General features: G+C 72.7%; 23 protein-coding genes and 1 pseudogene. 13 read left to right on the plus strand and 11 right to left on the minus strand.

The genetic code is table 11. The features are described 5' to 3' along the window. The first annotated feature begins 150 nt into the window (after nt 1-150). The 12 genes and pseudogenes from WME73_RS49820 (at nt 151) to WME73_RS49875 (ending at nt 15,411) form a co-directional block, all read left to right on the plus strand. Complete coding sequence (locus tag WME73_RS49820; RefSeq protein WP_437914161.1) at nt 151-507, plus strand: hypothetical protein; 357 nt, start codon at nt 151-153, stop codon at nt 505-507. An 88-nt stretch (nt 508-595) separates the two neighbouring features. Beyond that, nucleotides 596-1,912, plus strand: coding sequence for a YcaO-like family protein (locus WME73_RS49825; protein ID WP_437914162.1), 1,317 nt, complete (start codon nt 596-598; stop codon nt 1,910-1,912). Beyond that, nucleotides 1,890-2,630, plus strand: a complete 741-nt coding sequence (locus WME73_RS49830; protein ID WP_437914163.1) for a hypothetical protein — start codon at nt 1,890-1,892, stop codon at nt 2,628-2,630. The genes WME73_RS49825 and WME73_RS49830 overlap by 23 nt, the downstream gene beginning before the upstream one ends. Next, entirely contained in the window at nt 2,627-4,444 is a 1,818-nt protein-coding gene (locus WME73_RS49835; protein WP_437914164.1) for a SagB family peptide dehydrogenase, read from the plus strand. The genes WME73_RS49830 and WME73_RS49835 overlap by 4 nt, the downstream gene beginning before the upstream one ends. Then, nucleotides 4,431-5,210: a nitroreductase family protein gene (locus WME73_RS49840; RefSeq protein ID WP_437914165.1), complete on the plus strand. Its 780-nt coding sequence runs from the start codon at nt 4,431-4,433 to the stop codon at nt 5,208-5,210. Before WME73_RS49835 ends, WME73_RS49840 begins: the two co-directional genes overlap by 14 nt. A gap of 161 nt (nt 5,211-5,371) precedes the next feature. Continuing rightward, nucleotides 5,372-6,922, plus strand: a pseudogene (locus WME73_RS49845) (lantibiotic dehydratase); the annotation flags it as partial. A gap of 113 nt (nt 6,923-7,035) precedes the next feature. Then, a complete protein-coding gene (locus WME73_RS49850; RefSeq protein ID WP_437914166.1) occupies nt 7,036-7,764 on the plus strand; it encodes a lantibiotic dehydratase in 729 nt (242 codons plus the stop codon). Continuing rightward, entirely contained in the window at nt 7,761-10,370 is a 2,610-nt protein-coding gene (locus WME73_RS49855; protein WP_437914167.1) for a thiopeptide-type bacteriocin biosynthesis protein, read from the plus strand. The genes WME73_RS49850 and WME73_RS49855 overlap by 4 nt, the downstream gene beginning before the upstream one ends. 49 nt (nt 10,371-10,419) lie before the next feature. Beyond that, complete coding sequence (locus WME73_RS49860; protein WP_437914168.1) at nt 10,420-11,703, plus strand: YcaO-like family protein; 1,284 nt, start codon at nt 10,420-10,422, stop codon at nt 11,701-11,703. Beyond that, nucleotides 11,700-13,106: a TfuA-like protein gene (locus WME73_RS49865; RefSeq protein WP_437914169.1), complete on the plus strand. Its 1,407-nt coding sequence runs from the start codon at nt 11,700-11,702 to the stop codon at nt 13,104-13,106. The genes WME73_RS49860 and WME73_RS49865 overlap by 4 nt, the downstream gene beginning before the upstream one ends. Beyond that, complete coding sequence (locus WME73_RS49870; RefSeq protein WP_437914170.1) at nt 13,103-14,065, plus strand: ABC transporter ATP-binding protein; 963 nt, start codon at nt 13,103-13,105, stop codon at nt 14,063-14,065. The genes WME73_RS49865 and WME73_RS49870 overlap by 4 nt, the downstream gene beginning before the upstream one ends. Beyond that, the gene (locus WME73_RS49875; RefSeq protein ID WP_437914171.1) at nt 14,062-15,411 is read left to right on the plus strand and encodes an ABC transporter permease; all 1,350 of its coding nucleotides are present in this window, start codon (nt 14,062-14,064) and stop codon (nt 15,409-15,411) included. Before WME73_RS49870 ends, WME73_RS49875 begins: the two co-directional genes overlap by 4 nt. A 48-nt stretch (nt 15,412-15,459) precedes the next feature. Here the strand turns inward: WME73_RS49875 and WME73_RS49880 are convergent, their stop codons facing one another. The 5 genes from WME73_RS49880 to WME73_RS49900 form a co-directional block, all read right to left on the minus strand. Next, the gene (locus WME73_RS49880; protein WP_437914172.1) at nt 15,460-15,954 is read right to left on the minus strand and encodes an SRPBCC family protein; all 495 of its coding nucleotides are present in this window, start codon (nt 15,952-15,954) and stop codon (nt 15,460-15,462) included. Continuing rightward, the gene (locus WME73_RS49885) at nt 15,938-16,270 is read right to left on the minus strand and encodes an ArsR/SmtB family transcription factor (protein WP_437743323.1); all 333 of its coding nucleotides are present in this window, start codon (nt 16,268-16,270) and stop codon (nt 15,938-15,940) included. Before WME73_RS49885 ends, WME73_RS49880 begins: the two co-directional genes overlap by 17 nt. 230 nt (nt 16,271-16,500) lie before the next feature. After that, nucleotides 16,501-16,968, minus strand: coding sequence for a hypothetical protein (locus WME73_RS49890; protein ID WP_437914173.1), 468 nt, complete (start codon nt 16,966-16,968; stop codon nt 16,501-16,503). Between the two features lie 852 nt (nt 16,969-17,820). Next, a complete protein-coding gene (locus WME73_RS49895) occupies nt 17,821-18,762 on the minus strand; it encodes a hypothetical protein (protein ID WP_437914174.1) in 942 nt (313 codons plus the stop codon). Between the two features lie 211 nt (nt 18,763-18,973). After that, entirely contained in the window at nt 18,974-19,441 is a 468-nt protein-coding gene (locus WME73_RS49900; RefSeq protein WP_437914175.1) for a hypothetical protein, read from the minus strand. Between the two features lie 245 nt (nt 19,442-19,686). Here WME73_RS49900 and WME73_RS49905 point away from each other — a divergent pair, with 245 nt between their 5' ends. After that, nucleotides 19,687-19,845, plus strand: coding sequence for a hypothetical protein (locus tag WME73_RS49905; protein ID WP_437914176.1), 159 nt, complete (start codon nt 19,687-19,689; stop codon nt 19,843-19,845). An 18-nt stretch (nt 19,846-19,863) separates the two neighbouring features. On the opposite strand, the gene WME73_RS49910 is transcribed toward WME73_RS49905, so the two are convergent. The 6 genes from WME73_RS49910 to WME73_RS49935 all read right to left on the minus strand — a co-directional run bounded on the left by WME73_RS49910 (nt 19,864) and on the right by WME73_RS49935 (nt 25,090). Continuing rightward, the gene (locus tag WME73_RS49910; protein WP_437914177.1) at nt 19,864-20,358 is read right to left on the minus strand and encodes a hypothetical protein; all 495 of its coding nucleotides are present in this window, start codon (nt 20,356-20,358) and stop codon (nt 19,864-19,866) included. A 231-nt stretch (nt 20,359-20,589) separates the two neighbouring features. Then, nucleotides 20,590-21,048, minus strand: a complete 459-nt coding sequence (locus WME73_RS49915; RefSeq protein WP_437914178.1) for an MmcQ/YjbR family DNA-binding protein — start codon at nt 21,046-21,048, stop codon at nt 20,590-20,592. 191 nt (nt 21,049-21,239) lie between these two features. After that, complete coding sequence (gene istB, locus WME73_RS49920; RefSeq protein WP_437914180.1) at nt 21,240-22,046, minus strand: IS21-like element helper ATPase IstB; 807 nt, start codon at nt 22,044-22,046, stop codon at nt 21,240-21,242. After that, nucleotides 22,033-23,532: an IS21 family transposase gene (gene istA / locus WME73_RS49925; RefSeq protein WP_437741865.1), complete on the minus strand. Its 1,500-nt coding sequence runs from the start codon at nt 23,530-23,532 to the stop codon at nt 22,033-22,035. Before istA ends, istB begins: the two co-directional genes overlap by 14 nt. Next, nucleotides 23,529-23,900 (minus strand): hypothetical protein, encoded by a 372-nt coding sequence (locus WME73_RS49930; RefSeq protein ID WP_437741866.1) that lies wholly within the window; start codon nt 23,898-23,900, stop codon nt 23,529-23,531. The genes istA and WME73_RS49930 overlap by 4 nt, the downstream gene beginning before the upstream one ends. A gap of 665 nt (nt 23,901-24,565) precedes the next feature. Further along, nucleotides 24,566-25,090: a hypothetical protein gene (locus tag WME73_RS49935; protein ID WP_437743328.1), complete on the minus strand. Its 525-nt coding sequence runs from the start codon at nt 25,088-25,090 to the stop codon at nt 24,566-24,568. Nucleotides 25,091-25,174 lie beyond the last annotated feature (84 nt).

The following is a 25,174-nucleotide window of genomic DNA, read 5'->3' on the forward strand; positions in this document are numbered from 1 at the left end:
GCGACGATCACGGGGTGTCACAGGCGACATGCCGCCTTGGACCTCAAGGACTCTTCGGAGCGCATCCGAGAGGGCGCGCGCGGTCGTTCGCGAATCCTCGCGAGCGACCGCGCGCGTCGATACGTAGTCAACGTCTGTAAGGAGATTGCCATGCTCACCATCCAGAATACCGAGTCGATGTTCGAGACGCAGACGACCGCCGGCGCGACCGACGTCGTCGACACGAAGGCCGGCGTGCAGCGTCTCGAGCTCACCCTCAAGAAGATCGGCGAGAAGAGCAACGAGACGCTTCAGGCCGCCCCGCTGAGCTCCGCCTGTACGAGCGGGTGCTTCTCGTCGATCAGCTCGATCAGCGTCTCGTCGAACTCGTCCTTCGACAGCCTCGACGAGGGGCAGCTCGAGAGCGTCATCCGCATGCACGACAAGGCGCTCGACGTCATGGGCCAGGACGCCCTCGTCTCGGCAGCGATCGCCAAGGGCGTCGAGCTCGGCGCCGACAAGAAGTGAACCCGTAGGCGCACCCTGGGCGGCCCGGACGCGCGTCGCGCGTCCGGGCTCCCGGGGCGCCGCCCGCCCCGCTCGAGGAGCCGCCACCATGTCGGAGATCTCGCTCATCGATCGCCTCGCGCCGCTCATCGACGAGCGCTGCGGGATCATCCGCCGTGTCCGGCGCTTCATTTTTCCCCCCGGCTTCGAGGGGCAGATGCACGGCTTCACCGCGTTCCTCGGCAGGCCCGCGGCGCTCCACCCGGGCCCGTCCCGCACGGGCTCGAAGCTCGGGTCGCTCACCGGCTCCGGCACGGCCGTCGACGAGACCACGGCCCAGATCCGGGCCGTCTGCGAGGCCATCGAGCGCTACTGCGGCGTCATGTACCCGACCGAGGGGGTGCTGCGCGCGACGCCGCGCTCGCTCGGCGATCGCGCGCTCGACCCCGCGCGGCTGCCGCGCTGCTCTGCGCGCGAGCGGGCCCGCGCGCCGTCGGCCTTCCGCCTGCGCGAGCCCGATCCGGATCGCGACGAGCTCTGGGTGCGCGGCTTCTCGCTCACCCACGCGCGCCCGATCTGGGTGCCGCTCACGGCGACGTACATGGGGTTGCCGCTGCCGATCCGCGAGCACGCGCTCTTCCCGCTCTCGACGGGGTTCGCGGCGGGCGCGAGCTTCCGGCAGGCGACCCTCTCCGGCCTGTGCGAGGTGATCGAGCGCGACAGCCTCGCGCTGTTCTGGCTGCACCAGCTCCGGATGCCGCGCATCGCGCCCGGAAGCGCGCGGAGCCCGCTCGTCGCGGCGCTCCTCCGCAGCGCCGAGGCCGCGGGCACGGAGACGGCGCTGCTCGATCTCACGACCGACGTCGGCGTCCCCGTGATCGGCGCCGTGCAGACGTGCGCCCACAGCGCGCCGCACGCGATCACGATGGCGGCCTGCCGCCCCGACGGCGAGGCCGCGGCGGCGCGCGTCCTCGAAGAGGTGGGGAGCCTGCGGGTGGCGCTGAGCGAGCCCGCTCCGCCGGTCACCCGGGCGTCGTTCTTCACCGACGCCGATCAGACACCCGAGTCGTTCGGGCGCCTCTACGCGGGACCCGACGGCCCGGCGCGGTTCGCGTTCGCCACCCGCGAGGCGCCGGTCGCGACCGCCTTCCCCCACCCCATCGAGGGCGACGACCCGCTCGCGGCCATCGTCGCGCGGCTCGCCGCGCTCGGCATGGAGGTGGTCGCCGTCGACGTCACGATGCCCGAGGTCCGCGACTTCGGGATCGTCGTCGTGAAGGTGATCGTGCCCGAGCTCCTGCCCATCAGCTTCACCCACCACGCGCGGTACCTCGCGCACCCTCGCCTGTACGACGCGCCGGAGAGGCTCGGGTACGGCGCTCGCAAAGAGGAGTCGATCACCGATGATCCGATCCCGTTCGCCTGAGGAGAGCCCGGCCTCGGAGCGCGCCGCCGGCGCGCCCGCGGTGCACGTCCTCCGTGACGGAGAGCTCGGCGCTCGCTGCGCGGAGCTCCTGACCGGCGCGGGGGCGCGGGTCACGACGTCGGCGCTGGGCACGGGCGCGCCGGAGGCGCTGCCCGACGCGGTGATCGTCCTCGCGACCGATCGCCCCCGGCCCGCTGCGGCGCTCGCGCTCGACGCGGCGGCGTTCGCGGCGCGCGTCGCCTGGACGTCGGGCACGCTGCTCGCGCACGAGCTCCGCATCGGGCCGTCCATCGTCCCCGGTCGCACGCCGTGCTTCGCCTGCTTCTCGCGGCGCGTGCGCTCGGTCGCGCTGGACCTCGAGGCGCACGACGCCCTCGAGGCGCTCGGGGCCTCGGGCGACCTTGGCCCCTGGTTCCAGGGCGAGCTCGCGGCCGTCACCGAGCAGGCCGCGGCGCTGCTCGCGGCGGAGGCGCTCGCGCTCTCCAAGGAGCGCGGCGCGCCCGAGCCGCCCCGCGCCGGAGCCGCGCGCATGGGGCGCTTCTGGGAGTGCGACGTCACGTCGGGCGCGCTCCGCGCGCGGCGCTTCGCCCGCGTCGGGCTGTGCGGGCGGTGCGCCGCCGGCGAGCACGCGGCGGGGCGCGGGGCGTCGCTCGCGGGGTACTTCGCCGAGCACCCGCTCGCGATCGCCGGATCGTCCGGCGTGGGAGGTGACCGATGAGCCCGTCCGATGATGCCTACGAGGCCCGCGATCTCAGCCGCTTCGCCGAGCTTTACTGGGAGCTCCGCTGCCCGGAGCGCCCGCGCTTCGTCGAGGATCTCCTCCGCGTGACGCTCCCGGGCGGAGAGCTCCACGTCCTCGGCGGCGAGGCGCAGATCATCCAGGGAGCGTCGCTCCCGTGGGTGATGGAGAACCTCGTGCCGCTGCTCGACGGGACGCGCACCGTCGGCGACGTCGAGGCCGCGTTTCCGGGCGTCGTCGCCTCCGACCTGCGGGACGCGATCCACCTGATGCACATGCACGGCATGCTCGAGGAGGGCGAGGGCGCCGCGGCCGACGAGGCCGAGGAGCCGCGCCGGGCGCAGCGCGCGTTCTTCAGCAGGTATCTCCGCCGGACCGGGCGCAACCGCAGCCGGGGGGAAGCGCAGCGGGCGCTCGAAGGCGCGCGCGTGCGCGCGATGGGGGACGGCGACGCGAAGCTCGCGGGGATGCTCGTGACGATGCTCCGCGAGGCGGGCGTCGCCGACGTCCGCCTCGCCGCGAGCGCCGGGGAGCTCGCGCAGGGCGAGGTCGATCTGGCGGTGGTGATCGGCGACCAGGAGGCGCTCGAGGCGGCGGCGCGCGCGTGCATCGCGGCGCGCGTCCCGATGCTCGCGGCGAACCCCGGCACGTGGACGATCGGGCCGCTCACGATCCCCGGGGCGTCCGCGTGCCCGGCGTGCGTCCGGCTCCAGATCGGCGCCGCCGCGGCGGATCCGGCGCTCGACGACGGCGCTCTTCGCGCGCTCTGGGGGCGCGCGCTCGTGAGCCGGGTCGCGCAGCACGTGATCTTCCACGCGAGCGGCCTGCTCGCGGTGGCCCCGCTGGAGCACGTCGAGGTGTGGCGGCCCGGCGCCGGCGAGACGGCGCTCCACCCCTTCATGACCAGGCTGCCCAGCTGCCCGCTCTGCGGCGGCGACGCGCCGCCGCGGACGGCGACGCTCTCGTCCGGCCACGCGGAGAGCCTCGCGCGGATGTTCCACAACACGACGGTCGTCCAGCCGTGGCACATCGGCCAGCACGCGGGGATGCAGGCGCACATCAGCCCGGAGGTGCGGAAGCTGCAGAGCACGCCGGCCGCGCCGTCGCCGCGGCGGCCTCCGGAGGGCGCCGGCGCGACGAACGCCGCGCAGGTCGCCGCGCCGCTCGGCGGGGCGTTCTGCGCGCCGGTGGGGGCCGCGCTGTCGCGCCGGCGCGACGCGACGGGGACGCTCGACGCGGGCGCGCTCGGCGCGCTGCTCGAGCTGAGCTTCGGCGGGCGCATCGAGCGCCGCGCCGAGGGCGAGGCGCACGTGCGTCGCACCACCGCGTCGGCCGGGAACCTCGGCTCGGCGGAGGCGTACGTCGCCGCGGCGCGGGTCCCCGGGATCGCGGCCGGCGTCCACCGGTTCGAGCTCGCCGCGCGAGCGCTCACGCCGCTCCGCGCCGGCGTGGCCGCGGGCGCCCTCGCGCGGGCCGTGCTCGCGGGCGGGAGCGCCGAGCACGCCGCGGCCGTGGAGTCCGCGGGCGCCGTGATCGTCGTCGTCGGCTCGGTCGCGCGGGCGTGCTCCAAGTACTACGCGCGCGGGTACACCTACGCGCTGCTCGACGCCGGGTTGATGGCCCACCGCGTGGAGCTCCTCGCCCAGGAGCTCGGCCTCGCGGCGACGACGGTCTGGACGTTCGATGACGAGGTCGTCGCGCGCGTGGTCGGCGTCGATGGCATCGATCTCGCACCGCATCTCCTCATCGCGCTCACGGGCGCAGCCACGGAGGCCCGCGATGTCTCTCGCTGATCACAGGATCTCGTCCACGCTCGCCGCGGCGACCCAGCCCCTGCGGGGGGTCGCCGAGCTCGTCGTCGCGAGCCGCTACCCCGAGGCGCGGCCGTCGCCGGAGCCGGCGCTCCCCGCGCCGTCGCCGCTGCCCGGGGACGCGGAGCGCGCCCTCTCGCTGCCCGCGCCGCGCGCGCTCGAGCCGGTCCAGCGCTCGCTCGCGTCGGTCATCGCCGCGCGGCGGAGCGGAAGGCTTTCGGCGGGAGCCCTCGACGCGGCGACGCTCGGGACGCTGCTCGCGGCCGCCGCGGCGCGGCCGGCAGGGCTCGCGGACGCGACGCTCGATCCGCTGCTGTTTCCGGTCGTCTTCGACGTCGACGGTGTCCCGCCCGGCGCGCACCGGTACGACCGCGGCGACCACCGCCTCGCGCCGATCGGCCCGGCGCCGCGCGCGCGGATGGCCGAGACCGCGATCCTGCAGCGCGAGCACGCCATGGGCGCGGCGGTGCTCTTCCTGGTGGTCCCGATCGGGCGGTGGCTCGTGGCGTTCGGCGATCGCGGCTACCGGGGCGCGGCGTTCGCGGCGGGGTGGCTCACCGACCGCCTTTACCTCGTCGCGGAGACGCTCGGCCTCACCTACACGGCGACCGGCGGCTTCGCCCCCGCGGTCGTCGACGAGGTCCTCGGGCTCGACGGCCGCGATCATACGGCGTTCTTCGCGTTCGCCGTCGGAGGGCACCGCCAGCCGACCTCCCGAGAGGCGCCTCGCGGAGGGCAGCCGCGATGAGCCGCGGGCTCCAGATCGCGCCGTGGGGCGCGCTGCGCGTCGCGGGGATGCCGGCCGACGCGCTCGCCGGGCTCCGCCTCCGCGAGAGCCCCGCGGTCGAGCGCGAGCTCGCCGTGGCCGAGCTCGAGCTCGCGGCCGCGCGGGCGGACGCGGCGGCGCGCATGTTCGACGTCGTGCGCGGCTGCGAGGACGAGGCGCTGCGCCGCGCGGCGCTCGAGGTGAAGCGGCGGCTGTTCAACGGGAAGGCCGTGGCGGCCGGCGCGCTCGAGGGCGCGAGGACAGCGCCGCCGGAAGGGGCGCGCGCCGCGCTCGCGCTCGTCGACGCGCGCGCGGCCCGGTGCGCCGCGCTGGAGGAGCGCTACGAGGCGACGTTCGCCGCGGAGTGGATCGCCGCGTCGGAGCGCTTCCGGAAGACGCTCGGGAGCTCGCGCCTGCTCGGCGGGATCCTGCTCTCGAGCGCCGACCATTATACCACGGCGCAGAAGCTCGCGGAGATCCCGAGCGGCGCGCCGCTCACCTCGGCGCAGCAGATCCGCGAGGCCACGATCGCGCGTTACGTCTTCCGCGCGACGGCGCGGACGACGCCGTTCGCGGGGTTCGCTGGCGTCGCGCTGCTCGACCTCTCCGCGTTGCCCCCAGGCGTCTGCGACGTGGCGCGCGCGCCGCGCACGCCGCGCACGCCCGAGGAGGCGCGGTGGCGCAGCCTCCCGCAGCTCGCGCTCGCGCACGCCGGGGAGCTCGTCGCGCGCGCGATGTCTTCTCAGCCGTCGGCTCACGCCCACGCACGCGCGCGCCTGCCGCTCCGGATGAACCCGCTCCGGCGCTTCGCGGCGGGCGCCGCGCCGTCGGTCGTGTTCTCGCGCGCCGGGTCGGGCGAGCTGATGTCGCTCGGGTGGACCCCCGCCGTCGCCCGCCTCGTCGAGGGCGCCGAGGGGCGCACGCTCGAGGACGCCGCCCGGGCGCTCGCGTCGGACGACGCCGACGAGCGAGCGTGCCGCGACGTCCTCGAGCAGCTCGTCGAGGCGGGCATGCTCGAGCCGGCGAGCGTCCCGATGGGGCCGACCCCTGCGGCGCTGCGCGCCGCGGCGGACGCCCTGGGCGAGATCGGGTGCGCGGGCGCGCCGGACGAGCTCCGCTCGGTCGCGCGGCGCCTCGAGGACTACGCGACCGCCGGCGTCGAGGCGCGCGCGCGCCTCGCCGCCGAGCTCGGCCGCGGCCCTGGGCGCTCGTCCATGCTCGAGGATGTCATGATGGATGGCGCCTTCGGCGCGGAGCTCCCTGCCCCACGCGGGGCGCTCGCCGAGGCGCTCGAGCCGGTCGTGCGCCTCGTGCGCGCGAGCGCCTGCGGGGCCGCGCACCGCCGGCTCTGCGCGGCGTTCGTCGAGCGGTTCGGCCGTGACGGCGTGTGCGACGACGTCGGCGGCTTCGTGACCGAGATCCTCGAGGACCCGCGGCGCGTCGCTGTCATCCGCGGCGCGTCCGAGCCGATCCGCTGGATCGACGCGGAGCTCGGCCGCGTCGCCGCCGCGGCGACGGGCGACGTCGTGCGCCTCGATCCAGGCCTCTTCGAGGGGCTCGCCGCCCCGGACGCGCCGTCGTCGATGGCGCTCTTCCTCCAGATCGCGCCTCCCTGCCCGCGAGACGGCGGAGAGCCGCGCGTCGTGCTCAACGGCGCGCAGGCCGGGCGCGCGAAGTACCTGTCGCGCTACCTCGCGGACGCCGAGGGCGCGCCCCCGAGGCCCTCGAGGCGATCCGCCGCCGCCTGGCGCAGGAGGACGGTCCGCTCCCCGTCGAGCTTTCGCCCACGCTCGGCCTCAACTTCCAGGTGCACCCGCGCCTCACGGAGTGGGCGCTCGAGCTCCCGTGGGAGCCGAGCGCGCCCGGCGACAAGGTCCTGCCGCTCCGCGATCTCTCCCTCCGCTTCGACGCGGCGACGGTCGAGCTCCGGCTCCGATCGCGGCGCCTCGGCCGCGAGATCGAGCCGATCCACCTCGGCTTCCTGCGGGACGCCGCGCTCCCCGATCCGCACTTCCTGCTCCGCGCGCTCTCGCCGCGGCTCCGCGACGACACGGTGGCGGAGCGGGCGGATCTCTACAACGTGCTCGATCGCCTCGATCTGGCCCGTGGCGTCGCGCTGGCCCCGCGGCGCCCGCGCCTCACGGTCGGTCGCGTCGTGGTGGAGCGCGCGCGGTGGGCGATCCCGGTGAGCGCGATCCCGCGCAAGGAGCCGAAGCAGCCGTACGCGTCGTACTTCCGCGCGATCGCGCGCCTGCGGCGCGAGCTCGATCTCCCGAGCCGGGGGTTCGCCCGGTACGTCGGGCGGGAGGTGGCCGGCTACGGCTTCACCGAGACGAACATGTACGTCGACTGGGAGAGCCCGTTCACGCTGATCGGGCTGGCTCGCCTGCTCGGCGGTCCCGGCGACGTGAGGAGCGGGTACCTCGTCTTCACCGAGCTCCTGCCGGAGCCCGAGACGTCGTGGCTGCGCCTCGACGGGAGGCCGCACGCGGCGGAGCTGCTTGTCGAGATCGACGGCGAGAGGAGCGCGCGATGAGCTGGATCTACCGGAAGCTGTTCCACGATCGGGGCCTCGAGGGCGAGGGGACGGACGCGCTCCTCCTCGGGCTGATCGATCCGCTCGTGTCCGAGCTCGAGCAGCGCGGCGCGATCGATCGCTTCTTCTTCCTCCGGTACGCCGAGGGAGGCGACCACCTGCGGCTGCGCGTGCGCGTGGCGCCCGGGCACGACCCCGTCGACGTGGCGGCGCGCGTGGACGCCGCGGCGGCGTGCTGCACCGCCGTGTCGCGCACGGAGGCCGCCGCGTACGAGCCGGAGCTGGAGAAGCACGGAGGGCCCGCGGGGATGGAGATCGCGGAGCGGCAGTTCTTCGCGTCGAGCAGGTTCGCGCTCGGCTGCATCCGGAAGACGGCGGGGCGACCGCGGGCGCGCGCCCTCGTCGCGGCGTGCGCGCTCGACGCGCTGCTCGCGCGCGCGGGCGTCGCGGGCGACGCGCGGCGGTCGTTCCTCGCGGGGTACGCGCGGCACTGGCGCACGTTCGCCCGCGCGATCTCGGGCATGGAGCTCGTCTGCGCAGCGCCGGACGACGAGTCGGTGGCGCTGGTGCGCGCGCTCGTGCGGGGAGAGGGGCTCGCCGCGCTCGGCGAGCTCGTCGACGGCGAGCGCGCGCTCCTCGCCGCGTTCGACGCCGATCTGCCCGAGCTCGCCGAGGCGTCGCGGCGCGGAGCGCTCGGCGTGCCGCTGGCGACGGTCGCGCTCAACCTCGCTCACACGTTCCATAACCGCCTCGGGCTCACGCTCGCCTTCGAGGTGTGGGTGGCCGACGCGCTCGCCGAGGCAGGCGCCCCGCACGAGCCGCCGCGGGCTCGCCCGCCGGGCGTCTCGCCGGGCGAGGCGTGGCAGCGCCTCGCCCGCGCGGCCGAGCAGCGCCGGCCCGTCACCGCGCTCCTCGACCCCTGCGAAGGCGCCGCGCTCGACGCGCTCCGCGACGCGGCCCGCCGCGACGGCCTCCGGTTCATCGCGCCCGCCGCGCCCGCCGGCGGGATGTCCGCGCCCTTCGCGCTGCTGCGCGCCCTCGCGGACGCCCACCCGGCGGGCGGCGCGCTCCTCGCTGCCCTCGGCCGCATCGAGGCCGCGCACGACGCGCCGGAGTGCCCGCTGCCGCCCGACCCGGCTTCCGTGGCCGAGGCGCTCCGGGTCTTCCTCGCGGAGCACACGCTCGAGCCCACGGTGCTCGTCCTCCGCGACGTCGACGGCGCCGACGCCGACACGCAGCACGCCGTCGGGTTCCTCGCGCGCGCCCTGGAGACGGAGCCGCTCGCCCTCGTCATCGCCGCGAGCGGGCGCCCGAGCCCCGGGTGGGCCGCGATCGTGGCCGAGATCGAGGAGGGGCCGGGGCTCCTCCGCGTCGCGACCGCGACCGCGCCCGGAGCCGAAGCGGCCGCCCCCGCGGCGACGCCGGGGCCCGCGACGGTCGCGCGGGGCGAAGCGTTCTGCCGCGCCGGCGCGCTGCACGAGGCCGCCGCGATCCTCGGCGACGCCCTGGCGTCGCCCGGCCTCTCGCCCGCGGCGCGGGCCGACGCGCTCGTGGCGCTCGCGAGGACGATGCTCCGCATGTCGCGCCCCGCCCTCGCGCGGCAGGCGGCGGAGGCGGCGCTCCGCCTCGGCCTCCCGGAGCGCCGCCGCGCGCTCGCGCGGCGCGTCCTCCTCGCCGCGCTCCACAACCTGGGCGAGACCGCCGCGCTCGACGCGCTCCGGGACGAGGTCGCTCCGCAGCGCTTTGCGCCCGGCGCGTCCGCCGCGGAGCGCTGCTGGGCGGAGCTCGACGCCGCGCTCGCGTGCGCCACCGACGAGCGCCGCGCCGAGCACGAGGCGCGGCTCGACGCCCTGCTCGCCGCGCCGCGCGGCGACGCACCGCCGCAGTGCCTCGCCGCCGCGCACGCGTGGCGCGGCGCCGCGCACGCGGCCAGCGGCGAGCACGAGCGCGGCCTCGCGCACCAGCGGCGGGCGCTCGCCTTCGCCGAGGAGCTCGCCGATTTCCGCCGCGCCCTCATGGTGCGCGTGCGCCTCGCGAGCAGCGTCGCGGCCGCGGGCGAGCTCGCCGAAGCGGCGGCGCTCTTCGAGATCGCGGCCTGCCACGCGGCGTGGATCGGCCTCTTCGACCTCGCCTCGCTCGCCGCGCAGAACGCGATCTCGCTCGGCCTCGCGCGCCGCGACGCGGCCCCGGTCCGCGCGTGGCTCGACGGCGCGCGGCCCGCGCGCGCCCGCGTGTGGCGCTCGCCCTACGGCGAGCTCGCCGTGCTCCACGTGCGCGCCGAGTCGTCCCTCGCGCGGGGGGAGGCCGGCGCGGCGGGGGCGCACCTCGATCGGCTGCGCGCGCGCCTCGCCGCGCTCGGGGGCGCCGCTCCGCGGAGCGCGCCCCTGCTCGCGCTCGCCGCGGCGCACCTCGAGGCCGACGTCGCCGCCGCCGCGGGGGACGACGCCGGCAGGGCGGCCGCGCTCGCGCGCGCCGCGGAGCTCACCCCGGGCGTGCCGCCGGAGGAGCGGCGGCTCGTCACGGCCATCGCCCGCGCGCGGCGCGACGCCTGCCGCGGCGACGGCCGCCGCGACAGGCCGGTGGTCCTCGGTTTGCAAAGCACCTGAACGAACTCGAGCCGCGCCCGCCATGGGCGCAGAGCGAAGGAGAAGCATCGTGGAGACTCAGACCAAGCTTCCGCCCATGCCGGGGCTCTCGGGCCCCGAGAAGAAGCGCTTCATGAACGGCACCCACCGCGCGGCCTCGCCCGAGGAGACCTTGGATCGGATCAAGGGCTTCATGCTGGCGATGGGGATCACGCGGATCGCCAACGTCACGGGGCTCGACGCGATCGGGATACCGGTCGTCGTCGTCTGCCGCCCCAACTCGCGCTCTCTCTCGGTCAGCCAGGGAAAGGGGCTGACGCTCGCGGCGGCGAAGGTCTCGGGGCTGATGGAGTCGATCGAGGCCTATCACGGCGAGAACATCGTCCGGCCGCTGCTCCTCGGCTCCTCTCGCGAGCTCCGGCGCTCCCACGCGATAGCCGACGTCTCCGCGCTGCCGCGGACCTCGAGCGTGCCGCTCGACGAGGACACCCCGCTCCTGTGGGCCGAGGGCTACGACCTCATGCGCGGCGCCCCCGTGTGGGTCCCCTACGAGCTCGTGCACGTCAACGCCACCGCGACGGGCCGCGTCAACGCGGGTATCTTCTGCTGCTCGACCAACGGGCTCTCGTCGGGGAACGGGCTCCTCGAGGCGGTGAGCTACGGTATCTGCGAGGTGGTCGAGCGCGACGCCACGGCCGTGTGGGGGGCCCTCACCGACGAGGAGCGGGACGCGAGGCGGCTCGATCTCGACAGCATCGATGATCCCGGCTGCCGCGAGGTGCTCGCGAAATTCTCGGCCGCCGGGGTCGCCGTCGGCGCGTGGGAGACCACCTCCGACGTCGGTATCCCCTCGTACGAGTGCCTGATCGCCGAGCGGACGGAGGACGCCGTCCGGGCGCTCCACGGCTCCGGCGGGCAAGGCTGCCATCCGTCGCGCGCCGTCGCGCTGCTGCGCGCCCTCACCGAGGCCGCGCAGACCCGGCTCACGGTCATCTCGGGCGCGCGCGACGACCTCCTCCGGGCCGAGTACGACCGCCACCGGAGCCCCGATCAGGTCCGGCACGTCCGCCGGCTGCTGACGGCGCGCGGAGAGCGCCCGTTCTCCGCGGGGCCGACGTTCGCGGGCGACACGTTCGAGGACGACGTCGCCTGGCAGCTCGAGCGGCTGCGCGCGGTCGGGATCGACAGCGTCGTCGCCTTCGATCTCACGAAGCCGGAGTTCGGCATCCCCGTCGTCAAGATCGTGATTCCCGGGCTCGAGGGGATCCACTCGTTCCCCAACTACATCCCTGGCCGCCGGTTCCGCCGAGCGCTCGAGCGCCGGAGCGCGGCGGGCCTGAAGGAGATCGTATGAGCATCATCGTCTTTGTCGGTCCGACCCTCTCGCTCGAGGCCGCGCGGGCGGAGCTCGACGCCCTCTATCTGCCGCCGGTCTCGCAGGGCGACGTCTACCGGGCATGCGCGAAGCGCCCGAGCGCCATCGCGATCATCGACGGCTACTTCGAGCGGGTCCCGGCGGTCTGGCACAAGGAGATCCTCTTCGCGATGGCGCAGGGCATCCACGTCTTCGGGAGCTCCAGCATGGGGGCGCTGCGCGCCGCCGAGCTCTCCGCCTTCGGCATGGAAGGCGTGGGCGCCATCTTCGAGGCGTACCGCGACGGCCTCATCGAGGATGACGACGAGGTGGCCGTCGTCCACGGCCCCGCGGACAGCGGCTTTCGCGCCGGCTCCGAGGCGATGGTCAATATCCGCAGGACGTTCGACGCCGCGGCGGCCGCGGGCGTGATCACCGCGGCCACGCGCGACGCGCTCACGGCGGTCGCAAAGTCTCTTTACTATCCCGACCGCGTCTATCCCGTGATCCTCGACGCCGCGTCCCGCCACGGCGTCCCGCAAAGCGAGCTCGCGTCGCTGCGCGACTTCCTCCCGAAGGGGCGCGTCCACCAGAAGCGCGACGACGCGATCGCGCTGCTCCGGCACCTCCGTGCGCGCGCCGAGGCGGGCTTCTCGCTGAAGACCGTCACGTACAGGTTCGAGGTCACCGAGTTCTGGTGCCGCGCCGAGCAGGCCGCCGGCGAGATGGTCGCCGCGGAGCGCCCGAGCGCCGGCGACCCGTTGCCGTATGAGACAGTCGCCCTCGACGGCATCCTGGACGAGCTCCGGCTCGACGCGGCGGCTTACGGCCGGGCGAAGCGCGGGGCCATGCTCCGGTACCTCGCGCTGCAGGAGGCCGAGCGGCGCGGCCTCACCGTGGACAACGCCGCGCTGGAGCGGACGTCCGACGCCTTCCGCCGCGAGCGGCGGCTCTACGAGCCGGACGACGTGAAGGCGTGGATGGGTCGGTTCAGCGTCGGCTGGGGCGAGCTGACGCGGCTGCTCCGCGACGAGGCGCTCATCGGCTGGGTCGAGAAGGCGACCGACGAGGTGGCGCAAGGCCACGTCCGCGACCACCTCTCGGTCTCCGGCGAGTACGCGGAGCTGCTCTCTCGGGCCCGCGACAAGCAGCAGCGCCTCGCCGAGCTCGGCCTGTCGAACCCCGCCTTCTCCGACGCGGGGATGGCCGAAGGCGACCTGATCCGATGGTATTTCGAGCGATGCCTGGGCGCGCCCGTGCCGCCCGATCCGGCGAGCGCGCTGCGCTCCGCCGGCTTCGCCGACGCGGACGAGTTCAAGCGCGTTGCGCTGCGCGAGGTGTGTTATCGCCGCGCCGCGCACGGCGACCGGGCCGCGAGCGCCTCGGCCCCGGAGCGCCGATGACGCCCGCGATCTCGCTCCGCGGGGCGACGAAGGTCTTCGCGTCGCGCCGGGCCGTCGACGCCGTGTCGTTCGAGGTGCGGCGCGGCGGCGCCACCGCGCTCCTCGGCCGGAACGGCGCTGGGAAGACGACGACGATGCGCCTCGTGACAGGCATCCTCCTCCCCGACGAGGGCGCGGTCGAGGTGCTCGGGGGCAGGAGCGACAGCGTCGCGATCCGCGATCGCGTCGGGTACCTCCCGGAGGAGCGAGGCCTGTACAAGCAGATGCCGGTCGCCGAGCACCTGGCCTTCCTCGGCGAGCTCAAGGGCGTCCGCCCGCGCCGCGCGCGCGAGAGCGCCGCGCGGCTCCTCCGGTCGCTCGAGCTCGGGCACGTCGCGCGCGCGCGGATCGAGACGCTGTCGAAGGGCAACCAGCAGAAGGTGCAGCTCTGCGGCGCGCTCGTCCACGACCCGGAGATCCTCGTCCTCGACGAGCCGATGTCGGGCCTCGATCCCGTCAACGCCGTGCTCGTGAAGCGGCTCTTCGGGGAGCTCCGCGCCGCCGGAAAGACCCTCTTGCTCTCGACCCACGTCATGCCGCTCGCCGAGAGCCTGGCCGACCACGTGGTCGTCGTCGATCGGGGGCGCGTCGTCCTTTCGGGGCCCGTCGGCGAGGTGAAGGCGTCCTTCGCCGGCAACACAGCGCGGATCGAGTTCGACGGCGACGGGACCTTCCTCCTCGGCGTCGACGGCGTGGTGAGCGCGCGGATCGAGCCGGGCGTGGCGGAGCTCGTGCTGCGCGACGCCGGCGACGCGCAGCGGGCGCTCTCGGCGGCGCTCTCGCGCCTCCAGGTGCGGCGGTTCGAGGTCTCGTCGCCGTCGCTCGGCGAGATCTTCTCTCGCGTCGTCGGCGAGGGCGCCCCGCCGCCGCTCGCCCCCAGGGCGCGCCCGGGCCGGGGCGCGGCGCTGGAGGCGTCGTGAGCCGCATCCTCGTCGTGTTGAAGCGTGAGTACGTCGCCTCGGTGAAGACCGCGTCCTTCGTCCTCACGACGCTCCTCCTGCCGGTCCTCTTCGCGGCGGTGGGCCTGCTCCCTGCGCTCATCGTCGCCGTCGGCGCCGGCGACCGCTCGGTCGTCGTGGTCGACGGGACAGGCCGGCTCCGTGGGGTCGTGGAGGCCGCCTCCGCGGGCCTGGCCGAGGAGGCGTCGGCGCGCTCCTCCGCGAGGTCGCTCGGCGCCGCGATGGGCAGCGCTGTGCTCCCGAGGGCCGCCCGGCTGCGGCTCACCTACGTGGCCCCCGGGGACGCCGCTGCCACGAGCGCGGCCGTCGCGGCGCTGCTCGACGGCGCGAGGGCGGGCGTCGAGACGGGAGGGCGCGGCGTGGACGGCGTGGTGGTGCTCCCGCCCGCGATGCTCGAGGACCCCGGCGCGCGGGGCGCGCTGTACGCGAGGGGCGCCGACCTCGAAGCCGTCGAGCACGCCGCGGCCGTGGTGGCGCGCGGCGTCGCCGTGGCGCGGTGGACGGCGCGCGGCCGCGACGCCGCCGAGATCGAGGGCCTCCTGTCGCCCCCTGCGTTCGATCCGGCGCCTCTCTCCTCGAGCGGCCCCGGGGGCCCCGGCGGAGACCTCGACCTGCTCGTCGCCTTCGGCTTCGGCGGCCTGCTCTTCGTCGCGATCCTCTTGAATGGTCGCGAGATCTTGCGCCGCATCGTGCAGGAGAAGTCGGACAGGATCATGGAGATCCTCCTCTCCTCGGTGACGCCGTTCGAGCTCCTGTCCGGGAGGATCCTCGGCCTCGCCGCCGCCGGCCTCACGCAGATCCTCGTGTGGCTCGGGATGGCGGCTGTCGCGGGCGTCGCGATAGGCGCGCTGGGAGGGCCGCGCCTCATCGACGCCGAGACCCTGCTTCGTCCCATGGTCGCCGTGTACTTCGTCGTGTTCTTTCTGCTGGGATACCTCGTGAACGTGGCTGTCTATGCCGTCGGGGGCGCGGCCGCGAGCTCCGAGAAGGCCGCGCAGCAGCTGATGAGCCCGATCTCGATGGCGCTCTCCGCGCCGCCGTTCTTCCTCGTGATCATCGCCGGTCACCCTGGCTCGACGCTCGCCGTCGTGCTCTCGATGATCCCGATCTACGCCCCGATGGTGATGTTCGTCCGGGTCCTCGTCTCCGACCCGCCGCTCTGGCAGATCCTCGTCGCCATCGGCGGCACCGGCGCGACCGTGCTGCTCTTCGTCTGGGTCGCTGCCAAGATCTTCCGGACAGGCGTCCTCTCCCATGGAGCGACGCCGACCCTCCGCGAGCTCTGGCGCTGGGCCCGCGCCAGGTGACGCCGGCCGACGGCGCGATCGGCCGTCCGGACGCGCGGCGCAGCGCTTTCAAGCCGCCGACAGCGTCTTGCCTGTCTCGAGCAGCGTCTTCAGATCGCTCAGGATGTAGCTCCAGCCACCGCCGGCTTCCTTGATCGCGCCCGAGGTGATGGCGGCTGTCTTGGGCGCGTCGCCGACCTCGTGGGTCACGGTCAGCGACGTGATGCCGTAGGGGCTCACCTCGATCTCCCAGGTAAGTCGCCTGAAGCCTTCCTCCTTCATCTCGGGATCCCAGAGGATGCGCCACGTCTGAACGAGCTTTCGCGGGGGATCGGCCTCGATGACCTCTCCATCGATGATCACGTTGGGGCCGCCGTGCTGGGCCATCTCCGCGTTCGCGAACGCCTGGTATTTGCCGCCGGGGCGCAGATCGTACTCCGCGCGGGCGCAGTAACCGTACCTCTCGATCCACTCGGGCTTCGTGATCGCATCCCAGACGGCCTCGGGCGTCGCCTTGATGTGGACTCGGTAGATGTGGACCGGCTTCTCACTCTTCGTCGTCATTGTTCTTCTCCAGTTGTCTCTTCAGATCAACGAGCGCCGAAATGCGCCCCTCGGTGTACTTGTCGATCCAACGATCGTGGATCTGGCGAATGGGGACCGGGTTCAGGTAGTGAAGCTTCTTCCGGCCCGATCGAACCGTGACGACGAGCCCCGCGGCTTCGAGCACCCGAAGGTGCTTCATCACGCCGAACCGCGACATCTCGAGCTCGGACTCGAGCTCCGTGAGCGTGAGGCCGTCACGCGCGAAGAGCCGGTCGAGGAGGGAGCGCCGGGTGGGATCGGCCAGCGCCTTGAAGACGCGATCGTCGTCCGTCACCTCCTTGATATGTTACCAAATGGTCACCTGTCAAGGTCCGGGATGCCCGGCCGGCGCGGGTCCGGGCGCGGGCCGCTGCAGGTGTTCGGATGTAGGATGCGAGGAGCCGCGACAGCTTGACGCTCGCGCTCGACGACCGAAGGCATGGGCGCGAGGGGATGCGGTGACCCGGCTGACGTCGGCTGTGCAGCCAGAGCGAGAGCGGCCGGTCAGCGGGGCGAGGGGCGACCTCAGAAGCCTTCGCCGTTTTCGAGGATCGACGGGCAGATCGCGCGGACGCCCGCGCACTCCGCAGGAGGCTGCAAGAGGTCGAGGCTGGACCCGCACGAGAGCGCCTTGAGGGTGCCGGCCATGGCGATCAGGCAGGTCTTGGCCTCCGCGACCGTGACGGTGCACCCCTCGAAGTCGTACGTGAAGCACCTGGTCGACGTCAGCGGTTCATTTGCAGAGATGAGGCACGCCCGCCAGATGGCCACGCAGTCCTCTATCTCAGAGGAGTTGAGCAGTCCGACGAGATCGCACTGGTCTGCTTTCGCGAGCTTCATCGGCTGTTCGAGATCGTCGCACACCTGACTGGCCTCTTCGGCCGTCAGCTCGCCGAGCTGCCGGTTCTCGTCGAGGGCGATCGCGGTCTCGCCCCCATCGTCACCGCACGCCACGAGCGCGAGCCCAGCCGCCAGGACCCCGAGAAGCGTCATCCGTCTCATTCGAGCTCTCCTTGACAAGGAAGGTGCGTTCCTGGCCGTTCAGGACCCGCAGGCACCCCGTCGCCTCGACGATACCCGCGCCCCGCGCTCGTCGATGCGCCGGAGCGCCCACGAGCCCGCGCCTCAGGTCGAGGGCGCCTGGGCAGCGCAGAGGAGCGGCGCGCCGGCGAGGCCGTCCACCAGAGGATCGACGAACGCACGCACGCGGCGGGGGATCTGCCTACCGCCGACGTAGACGGTGTGGATCAGCTCCAGGTCTCCGGGGTTATACCGCTCGAGCAGCAGAACAAGCGCGCCGACCTCGATGTCCGCCGCGACGTGGAACAGGCCGGGCTTCCCGGGTCGCTTCGTGGCTCAGGCACGGCGCCTCCCGCTGCGCGCGCGGGCCCGTCGCGCTCGCGGCTCCAGGCCGGGGGAGAGGTCGGCAGCGATATCGAGGTTCTCCACCAGGTTGAGTTCCTGGCGGATCAGCGCGATCCCGATCGACCGGCGAGCGCGGCGCGCTGTCGCGCATGCCCCTGCGCGCCGCGGCGTGTTGCCGAGCCGCGCGGACCGCGCGCTGGAGGATAGGATACTTGGAGCGTGCTCGTCCGCAGGAAGCGGTGGATGGTTGAACCGGAGATTGGCCGCTTCGCGACGCCGATCCGCTCGTCTCGAAGCCGCTTTTCGGCCAGAGCTGAGACGCGTGCAGCTACGTGCTGAACAACCCGCTCGCCCACATGGATTTGCGCGGGCGCCCAGAGACGCCGCCTGGCGACGAGGACCGAACGCGGCTGTCGGTCGCGGGGGTGCAGCCGCGCGCTCCGAGGATGTTTCCCCACGGCGAGCAACGCGGCGCTGTGACTACTTGCCGGTCAGAGAGACGTCCCTCTGCTGCGTGTTTTGGTTGGACTCCCCTAAATTTGGATCGAAGGCGTACGCCGTGGCAGTGACGACCGCCTGACCTCCTTTGAAGAACCCGGTGTCGGGGTCGATGGTGGCGCTCCACGGGATCTCGCTCTCGCAGAAGACATCTGTCCAGAAGAAGCCCACTATCTCGAAGTGCCTGGCCACACGCTGCCGGAGCTCCCCGTAGACCGTCACGACGACGGGGCGCGAGCACGTCACCGTCCCCGACACGACCGCCGTCCCCGCAGCCGGATCGAAGCTGGCCTTCCGATCGATCGCGACCGAGACGTCGAGCGGAGGTGGGGCGAGATCCATCGTGAAGACGAGATTGCCGCCCGGACCGCTCCCGTACGCCCCCACCATGACGTAGTAGGTGGTGCCGGCAGTGGCGTTGAAGACCACGCGTGACAGCAAGCCAACCGCATCGTCATTGCACGCGAGCTGGGTCAGGTTCCCCGGGCTGCCTGTGTACACCGAGACAGTCGTGTCGTATTCACTCCCGAACGTATTGGCTTCTACGAAGACATCGACGTCCGTACTCGGCGTGAAGGAGTACCATACCGTCGGCCCGTTTCCGGCGCAGTTGGGGTCGTCGAGCGCCGTGGTCGCATCGACGGTGCTGATGGTGTCGGTGAAAGGGAGCTGTGGAACCACGGTGGCAGATGTGATGGCATCGTTCGCGGGCTGCGCGTGGGCTGCTCGGGTCGGAAAGAGCAGGAGTGTCGCGAACGCCAGCGCCGCATACACGACGCCGAGCCAGGGCCGGCCAGCCGCGCATGCCCCGCTTCCTGCGCGTCGGCTCCGGCGCCGCTTCGCTGAGACGCCAGCCAGACAGGTGACAATGAAATATGTTGGAGACGCCGTGTCTCTCGGCGCCGCCCCGCTTTTGATTTCCATGATACCCCCCCTTGTGCCTGAGCTTTGTGAGATAGACCTTTATTCATGCTTGTCAAGCATTCGGATAGGAGCCTGCATTGACCGGGACACGCGGGCACGCAATGGCTTCATCGGCGGCGCGGGGCTGTCCCCGGCCGACCTTGTCGCGCCGAGCGCGAGCTTCGACGTCGTGGCGCCCGAGATCGACCGGTGAGCGTGGCGAGCGGCGACCTCAGAAGCCCACGGCATCCTGGAGGAGCCACGGGCACGTCTCGCTGACGGCCGCGCACTCCTCAGGAGACTGCAAGAGGTCGAGGTCGGACCCGCACGAGAGCGCCTTCATGGCTTCGGTCACGGCGATCATGCAGGCCTTGACCTCCGCGACCGTGGCGGTGCACCACTTGAACTCGGACGTGTTGCACATGCTCGACGTCAGCGGCTCACCTGGAGTGGTGAGGCACTTCCGCCAGGTGACCACGCAGTCCCCTTTCTCAGAGGAGATGAGCAGTCCGAGGAGGTCGCACTGGTCCACTTTCGAGAGCTTCATCGGCTGTTCGAGATCGTCGCACACCTGGCTGGCCTCTTGGCTCGTCAGCTCGCCGAGCTGCTGGTTCTCGTCGAGGGCGATCGCGGTCTCGCCCCCATCGTCACCGCACGCCACGAGCGCGAGCCCAGCCGCCAGGACCTCGAGAAGCGTCATCCGTCTCATTCGAGCTCTCCTTGACAAGGAAGGTGCGTTCCTGGCCGTTCAGGACCCGCAGGCACCCCGTTCGCCTGACGATACCCGCGCTCCGCGCTCTCGGGCAGCGTCCCATCCGGATCGCCACGTCGGCCTTGCGTGCCACGGGGTCGACCATCTCGTCGGTGAAGATCAGATCGGCGGACAGCGCGGGATGGCGCTCGAGGCAGATCGCGTGCAGCTTGTGGAGGCGCTCGGCCCACCGCATGTCATGGCCTGGGCGGGGAGGAGGCGTAACGGGCGCGATTCTGGACAGGGAGCTTCACCGCGATGGCGATGAGGCCAAGAGCCCCGGGCTGTTCCTGGCCGACCTCGTGGCGCTCATCGCGCGCTTCGACGTCGTGGCGCCCGAGATCGACCGGTGAGCGGGGCGAGGGGCTACCTCAGGAGCCCTCGCCCTCGGCTCCGGAGAGCTCCGGGCACTTCTCGCTGACGGCCGCGCACGCCGCTGGCTGCTGTGCGAGGTCCTCGAGGGACGACTCACACGTGATCGCCTTGAGGAGGTTGGTCGTGGCGGTTATGCAGCCCTTGAGCTCTGCGACCGTGGCGGTACACCCCGCGAACCCGGACGTGTCGCACGAACCGGTCGGCTCGGGCTCCGCCGGAGAGCTGATGCACTCCGCCTTGGCGGCCTCGCAGTCCTCTCCCGCGAAGGTGGCGGACAGCCCTTCAAGGTCGCACATGTCCTCCTTCGAGATCTCGAATGATCCGGCGATATCGTCGCACACCGCCTGGGACTCCGCGGCCGTCAGCTCGCCGAGCTGCTTGCTGTCGAGGTCACCACCGCTCTGGCCCCCGTCACCCCCGTCGTCGTCGCCGCCGCAAGCTGCGAGCGCGAGGCCAGCCATCACCAATCCAAGAAGCTTCATCCGTGTCATCGAGCGCTCCCTCATCGAGAATGTTCACCTGAGTGTCCGCGCGGCGCTCGAGGACGGCTCCGCCGAAGGAAGCGAGCGGGCTGTATCGTCGACCGGGCAGGCGCGCGGGCCGAGCCTACTACGACCACGGTTCAATCTTTCTTCCTGCTGGAGAGAAAATAGAAAGCGGCCTCGGCGCGAGCCTCGCCGCGCGCTGTCGAGGCGCTCTCCGGCCGGGTGTCTCGGCGCACGTCAGGGTGCGCGCCGACGTCCCCGCGTGCGTGAGGGGGCGCCCGGGGGCGCCGCCGGCTTCCCGCTGCGGCCGGCGTCCCACTGCGCGACAACGCGCTTCGGCGCCACGCGACGCCAGGCGCCCACGAGCAGCTCTTCCAGGAGCGTCCGATCGACGCGGCGGAGCTCCACCCGGGTCCAGCCCTGGTGTCCCCACGGCGTCACGGAGAAGACGTCGGGCTGCGCCTGCACCAGGCTGTCCTGCTCCTCGAGGGACAGCTTCAGGACCGCGTGCTCCTCCGCCACCCAGTGGGTCGCGAAGATCTTCCCTCGCACGCGGAACGATGGTTTGCCGAAGTGGTCCTGCTCCTCGGCCTCGGGAAGCGACAGCGCGAGCCTCTGGAACTCTTCGGAACGGAGCGCAGGAGGAACATGCGCGAGAGGCAGAGGCGTGGAAGGCGTGGGAGACCGGCTCGACATGGTGTTCGCTCTCCTTCGAAGCCTATCCTGGAGAAGGCGACGCCGGCGTGTAGATGGCCTCGGAGATCCGCAGGAATCTGGCCACGAGGATCCGCGAAATCGTGACCCTCACGTCCGCAGAAAAGTGACCGTGGCGCCCGCGGAAATCTGACCCCCGGGCGCCGCGGAAATCGCACCCGGCGTCGCCCGGGTCAGCGCCTCTTCGCTGCCGCCGGGGCAGGCGGCGCGGCGGCGTCCGCCGTCGGCTTGGAGCGCGCCTCGCTCATGGCCAACGACTCCTTCTGCCGCCACGAGTCAGCATCGATGTCGAGGATGTGGCAGTGCTGGACGAAGCGGTCGATCAGCGCCGAGACGCACGCCGCGCCCGGAAAGACCGTGCTCCACTGCTTGAATGGCAGGTTCGTCGTCAGCACGAGCGATCGGCTCTCGTGCCTGCGGCTGATGAGGTTGTAGAGCAGATCGGCGGACTGACGGCTGCACGGCAGGTAGCCGATTTCGTCCAGGATCAGCAGCGACGGGGCAGTGTACTTTCGCAGCCGTCGCTCGAGGGCCGGCAGCGACTCCTGCTTGAGCAGATCCGCGAGCGCGGCCGACAGCGTCGTAAAGCGCACGGTGTAGCCGCGCTGGAGGGCGACCATGCCGAGGTTTTGGGCGAGCATGGTCTTGCCGACGCCGCTCGGACCTCGGAGCAGGACGTTGTGCCCCTTGGCGACGAAGTCGAGGGTCATCAGCTCCTCGACGAGCTCACGCTGGATCGTGCGCGGGTGGTTCCAGTCGAAGCGCTCGAGGGGCTTGAAGGTGCCGAGGGTCGCCGCCTTGGCGCGCGCGGCGAGGTTGCGCTCGGCGCGCTCGCGGCGGGCGATGGCGGCGAGCTCCTCGAACGTCTGCACCGGCGACAAGCGCGCCGTGGTCGCATGCGCGATGAGCGCGAGCAGCGCCTCGCGCGACACGCGTACGCCGAGGGAGTGAATCAGATCTGCGACGTCATCGTTGGGCATCGTAGGACTCCAGGTCGTGGGGAATCACGTCGCGATCGGGGACGTGGGCTCCGAGATCGATGTCGATGGGGACAGGGCCCTCGGCGGCGCGGCGACGCTCCTCGCAGAGCACGGCGAGGGCACCGGGATCGTGGGTGCCGCGGGCGATGGCCTCGCGCGCCGCAGCGCCGAGGATCTCGACGCCGTACAGGTCCAGAAGGCGCAGGGCCTTGGCGGTCATGAAGCCGACGTTGCGACCGGCCTCCACCCAGCGCTCTTGCAGGATCTCGAAGCCGGGGATCGCGGCACCGAGCCGCTCGCGCCCCTTGGCCTCGCGCGCGGCGCGCTTGTGGTCGAGCAGCTCGGCACGGTGCTCGGGCGCCTCGATGACCTGGCGTCGTCCCCAGCAGCGCACGTGCCGCGCAACCTCGGTGCCGCCGTCCAACAGCTGCACGGTCGTGTCACTGGCCACGAGCGTCAGCGTCTTGCCGTGGTGGAGCGACGGCGCCGAGTAGCGGTTTCCGTCGAAGTGGACGAAGGCGGTCTTGTCGACGGGCACGGGCTGGACGAGATCCGTCTCCGGCAGCGGGTCGGGCAACGCGAGCAGCCTCGTCCTCTCCTCCGCGAGCACCTGGTCGATGCGCCGCTCAGGCCATCGGGGGTGCGAGCGCACGTTGGCAATCTCGTCGAGGAAGACGAGCAGCTCGGCGTTGCCGCGATCGAGATCACGCATCGTGCGCGCGGCGAAGAAGCGGTCGCGCAGGAAGCGAATCGCCCGCTCGACCTTGCCCTTGTGCTGCGGTTTCCGCACGGCGCAGAGCCGCGGCGCGACGCGGAGCTGACCGGCGACCGCGAGCAGGTCCGGGTGGAAGCGCACGGCGTCGCCGTGGCGCTCGAGGACGACGGTCTTGGGGTTGTCGAACAGCCATTGTCTCGTAGCGCCGCCGAAGTAGCGGCACGCGCGCACGAGCGAGCGGCGGAGCGAGCTCGCGGACAGGTCGAGCACGAGCTCGCCCCAGATCGCGCGCGAGTACGACAGGACCATGACGAAGGCCCAGAGCTGGCGCGTGCCGCCCGCGACGCGCAGCTTGCCGACGTAGGCCCAGTCGATCTGGGCCTGCTCGGCGATGAGCGGCTCGACGCGGAGGAACGCCTCGCTCTTGGGCGCCGGGCGCACGAGCCGGACATGCCGTCGCACCGTGCGCATACTGCCCTCGTAGCCGCGCTCGACCAGCATGTCGTACAGGCGCGTGGCGCGGAGCCGGGGATACTGTGTCAGCGTCTCGATCACGAAGGCCTCGTAGCCGCGCAGCGGCAAAGGCACCTCGCTCACCGCGGCATCCGCGTCGCGAACGACGGGCCGCGAGCGCGCCCCCTTGCCGAGGCCGAGCACGCGCTCGACGGTGTCGTGGTGCAGACCGAGCTGCGTCGCGATGGTGCCGACCTTCCAGTGCTCGGCGAAGTGTAGGCGGCGAACCTCCGCCTCCTTGGCCTGGTCGATCGTCATCGACCGAGGCTCCTGCGAAGGCGATGCTCGCCACGGAAGTTACCGAGTCCCGGCAGGCGTTGCCCGCGGCGGGGCGGGGCGTCCATGAAGAGAGGCTCGACGATGTAGTGCAGCGTCGCGCGCGCGACGCCGAGGCCGTCGCACAAACCCAGCGCGAACAAGATGTCCTCGGACTCCGCAGAAACGACAGCACGGACCCTCTGGTCGTGCCAGAGCGCCATCGATTCGCACAGCATCGGCCCGGCGAACCGATGCGCCGGTGTGGCCACCGACCGCAGCCGGGCCTTCATCACCTCGTCGGGCCCCTGCGTCAGCAGCACCCGCGTCTCCCGCGCTGTCGCGGAGATCGTCATCACGAGTTCGTCCATTCCTTGACTCCCGCGGGCCGGCGGCGGCCACGTCGTCTGTCGACGTCGGCGCGCCGGTCCGCGGGCACACGCTGGCGGATGCGGGCAAGTTGTCGGAACCCGTATCCATCACGCGCCGGCCCCGTCGGACGCGGTAGGCACGCTGGTGATCCCGGTGATCGAGCCGCCCCTCAGCGGAGCGCTGGTGACGCAGCCGAGCCGCGCGCAGAGCCCGCTGGCGAGCCGCGGCGCGGCAGCCGCTGCCGCAGTAGACCTGCCCTCGATCACATCGGCCGCAGACGAAGAACATCTCGGCGCAGCACCCACAGCGGGCGAGCCGGAAGCTGTCTTGCACGAGTCCCCGGGCCAGCGCGCCGGGAAGTTGCCCTTGGCGGCTGGGTCGTGCGAGACAGGCCGAACATCGGTCTGTCGCCGATCCCCGGAAGGCCCTGGTCGCTACCCAGGGCCTTCTTCTTTCCGGCGCGCCGCTTGGGCGTGATCTCTACCGCCGCGCCTCGCAGGGGCGAACTTCCCGGCCGCCCGCGCCCGCCCCCAGGCGTCACGATGTGAGGGGCAGAAATCTGCGGATCGGGGTGGCCATTAACACCGGCGGTCTTGTGAAGATTTTACCCCGCCGCGGGCTCCTGCCAGCGAGACCGAGCCGCGCGGCGGGGCGGGCGCCGCGCTCAGGAGTGTTCGCCCTCGCTCTCGTCTTCCTCGTCCTCTGACTCGAAGAACGCCGGGCACTTCTCTTCGATCGCGGCGCACGCAGCGGGCTTCTGCGCGAGGTCAGTGAGCGTCGATTCGCACGTCAGCGCCTTGATGGTGCCTACCATGGCGTCCAAGCAGGCCCTGACCTCAGCGACCGTGGCGGTGCAGCCGGTGAACTCGGACGCTCCGCACGAGTCGATCTCGCCCGTCTCCTCGGGCTCCTCCGGAGCGCTGATGCATTCCTGCTTGGTGGTCTCGCAGTCCATTCCGAACAACGAGGCGAGCACCCCCTCGGCCTCGCACGCGTCCTCCTTCGAGACCGTCTCGGCCTGCCCGCGGAGGTCGTCGCACAGGCCGTCGGCCTCCTCGGCCGTCAGCGCGTCGAGCTGTTTGCCTTCGATGTCGCTCCCGCTACCGCCATCACCATCACCCTCATCATCGCCGCAAGCCACGAGCGCGAGACCAGCCATCAGAAACCCGAGAAGCTTCATCCGTGTCATGTCGAGATCTCCTTGAACGAACCAGAACGTTCACCTTGAGCACGCCCGCGCGGCCCTCCAGGCGACGCCACAGCGCCTGGAAGC

Origin of the sequence: Sorangium sp. So ce302, assembly GCF_051530145.1 — a bacterium.
GTDB classification, from domain to species: domain Bacteria; phylum Myxococcota_A; class Polyangia; order Polyangiales; family Polyangiaceae; genus Sorangium; species Sorangium cellulosum_B.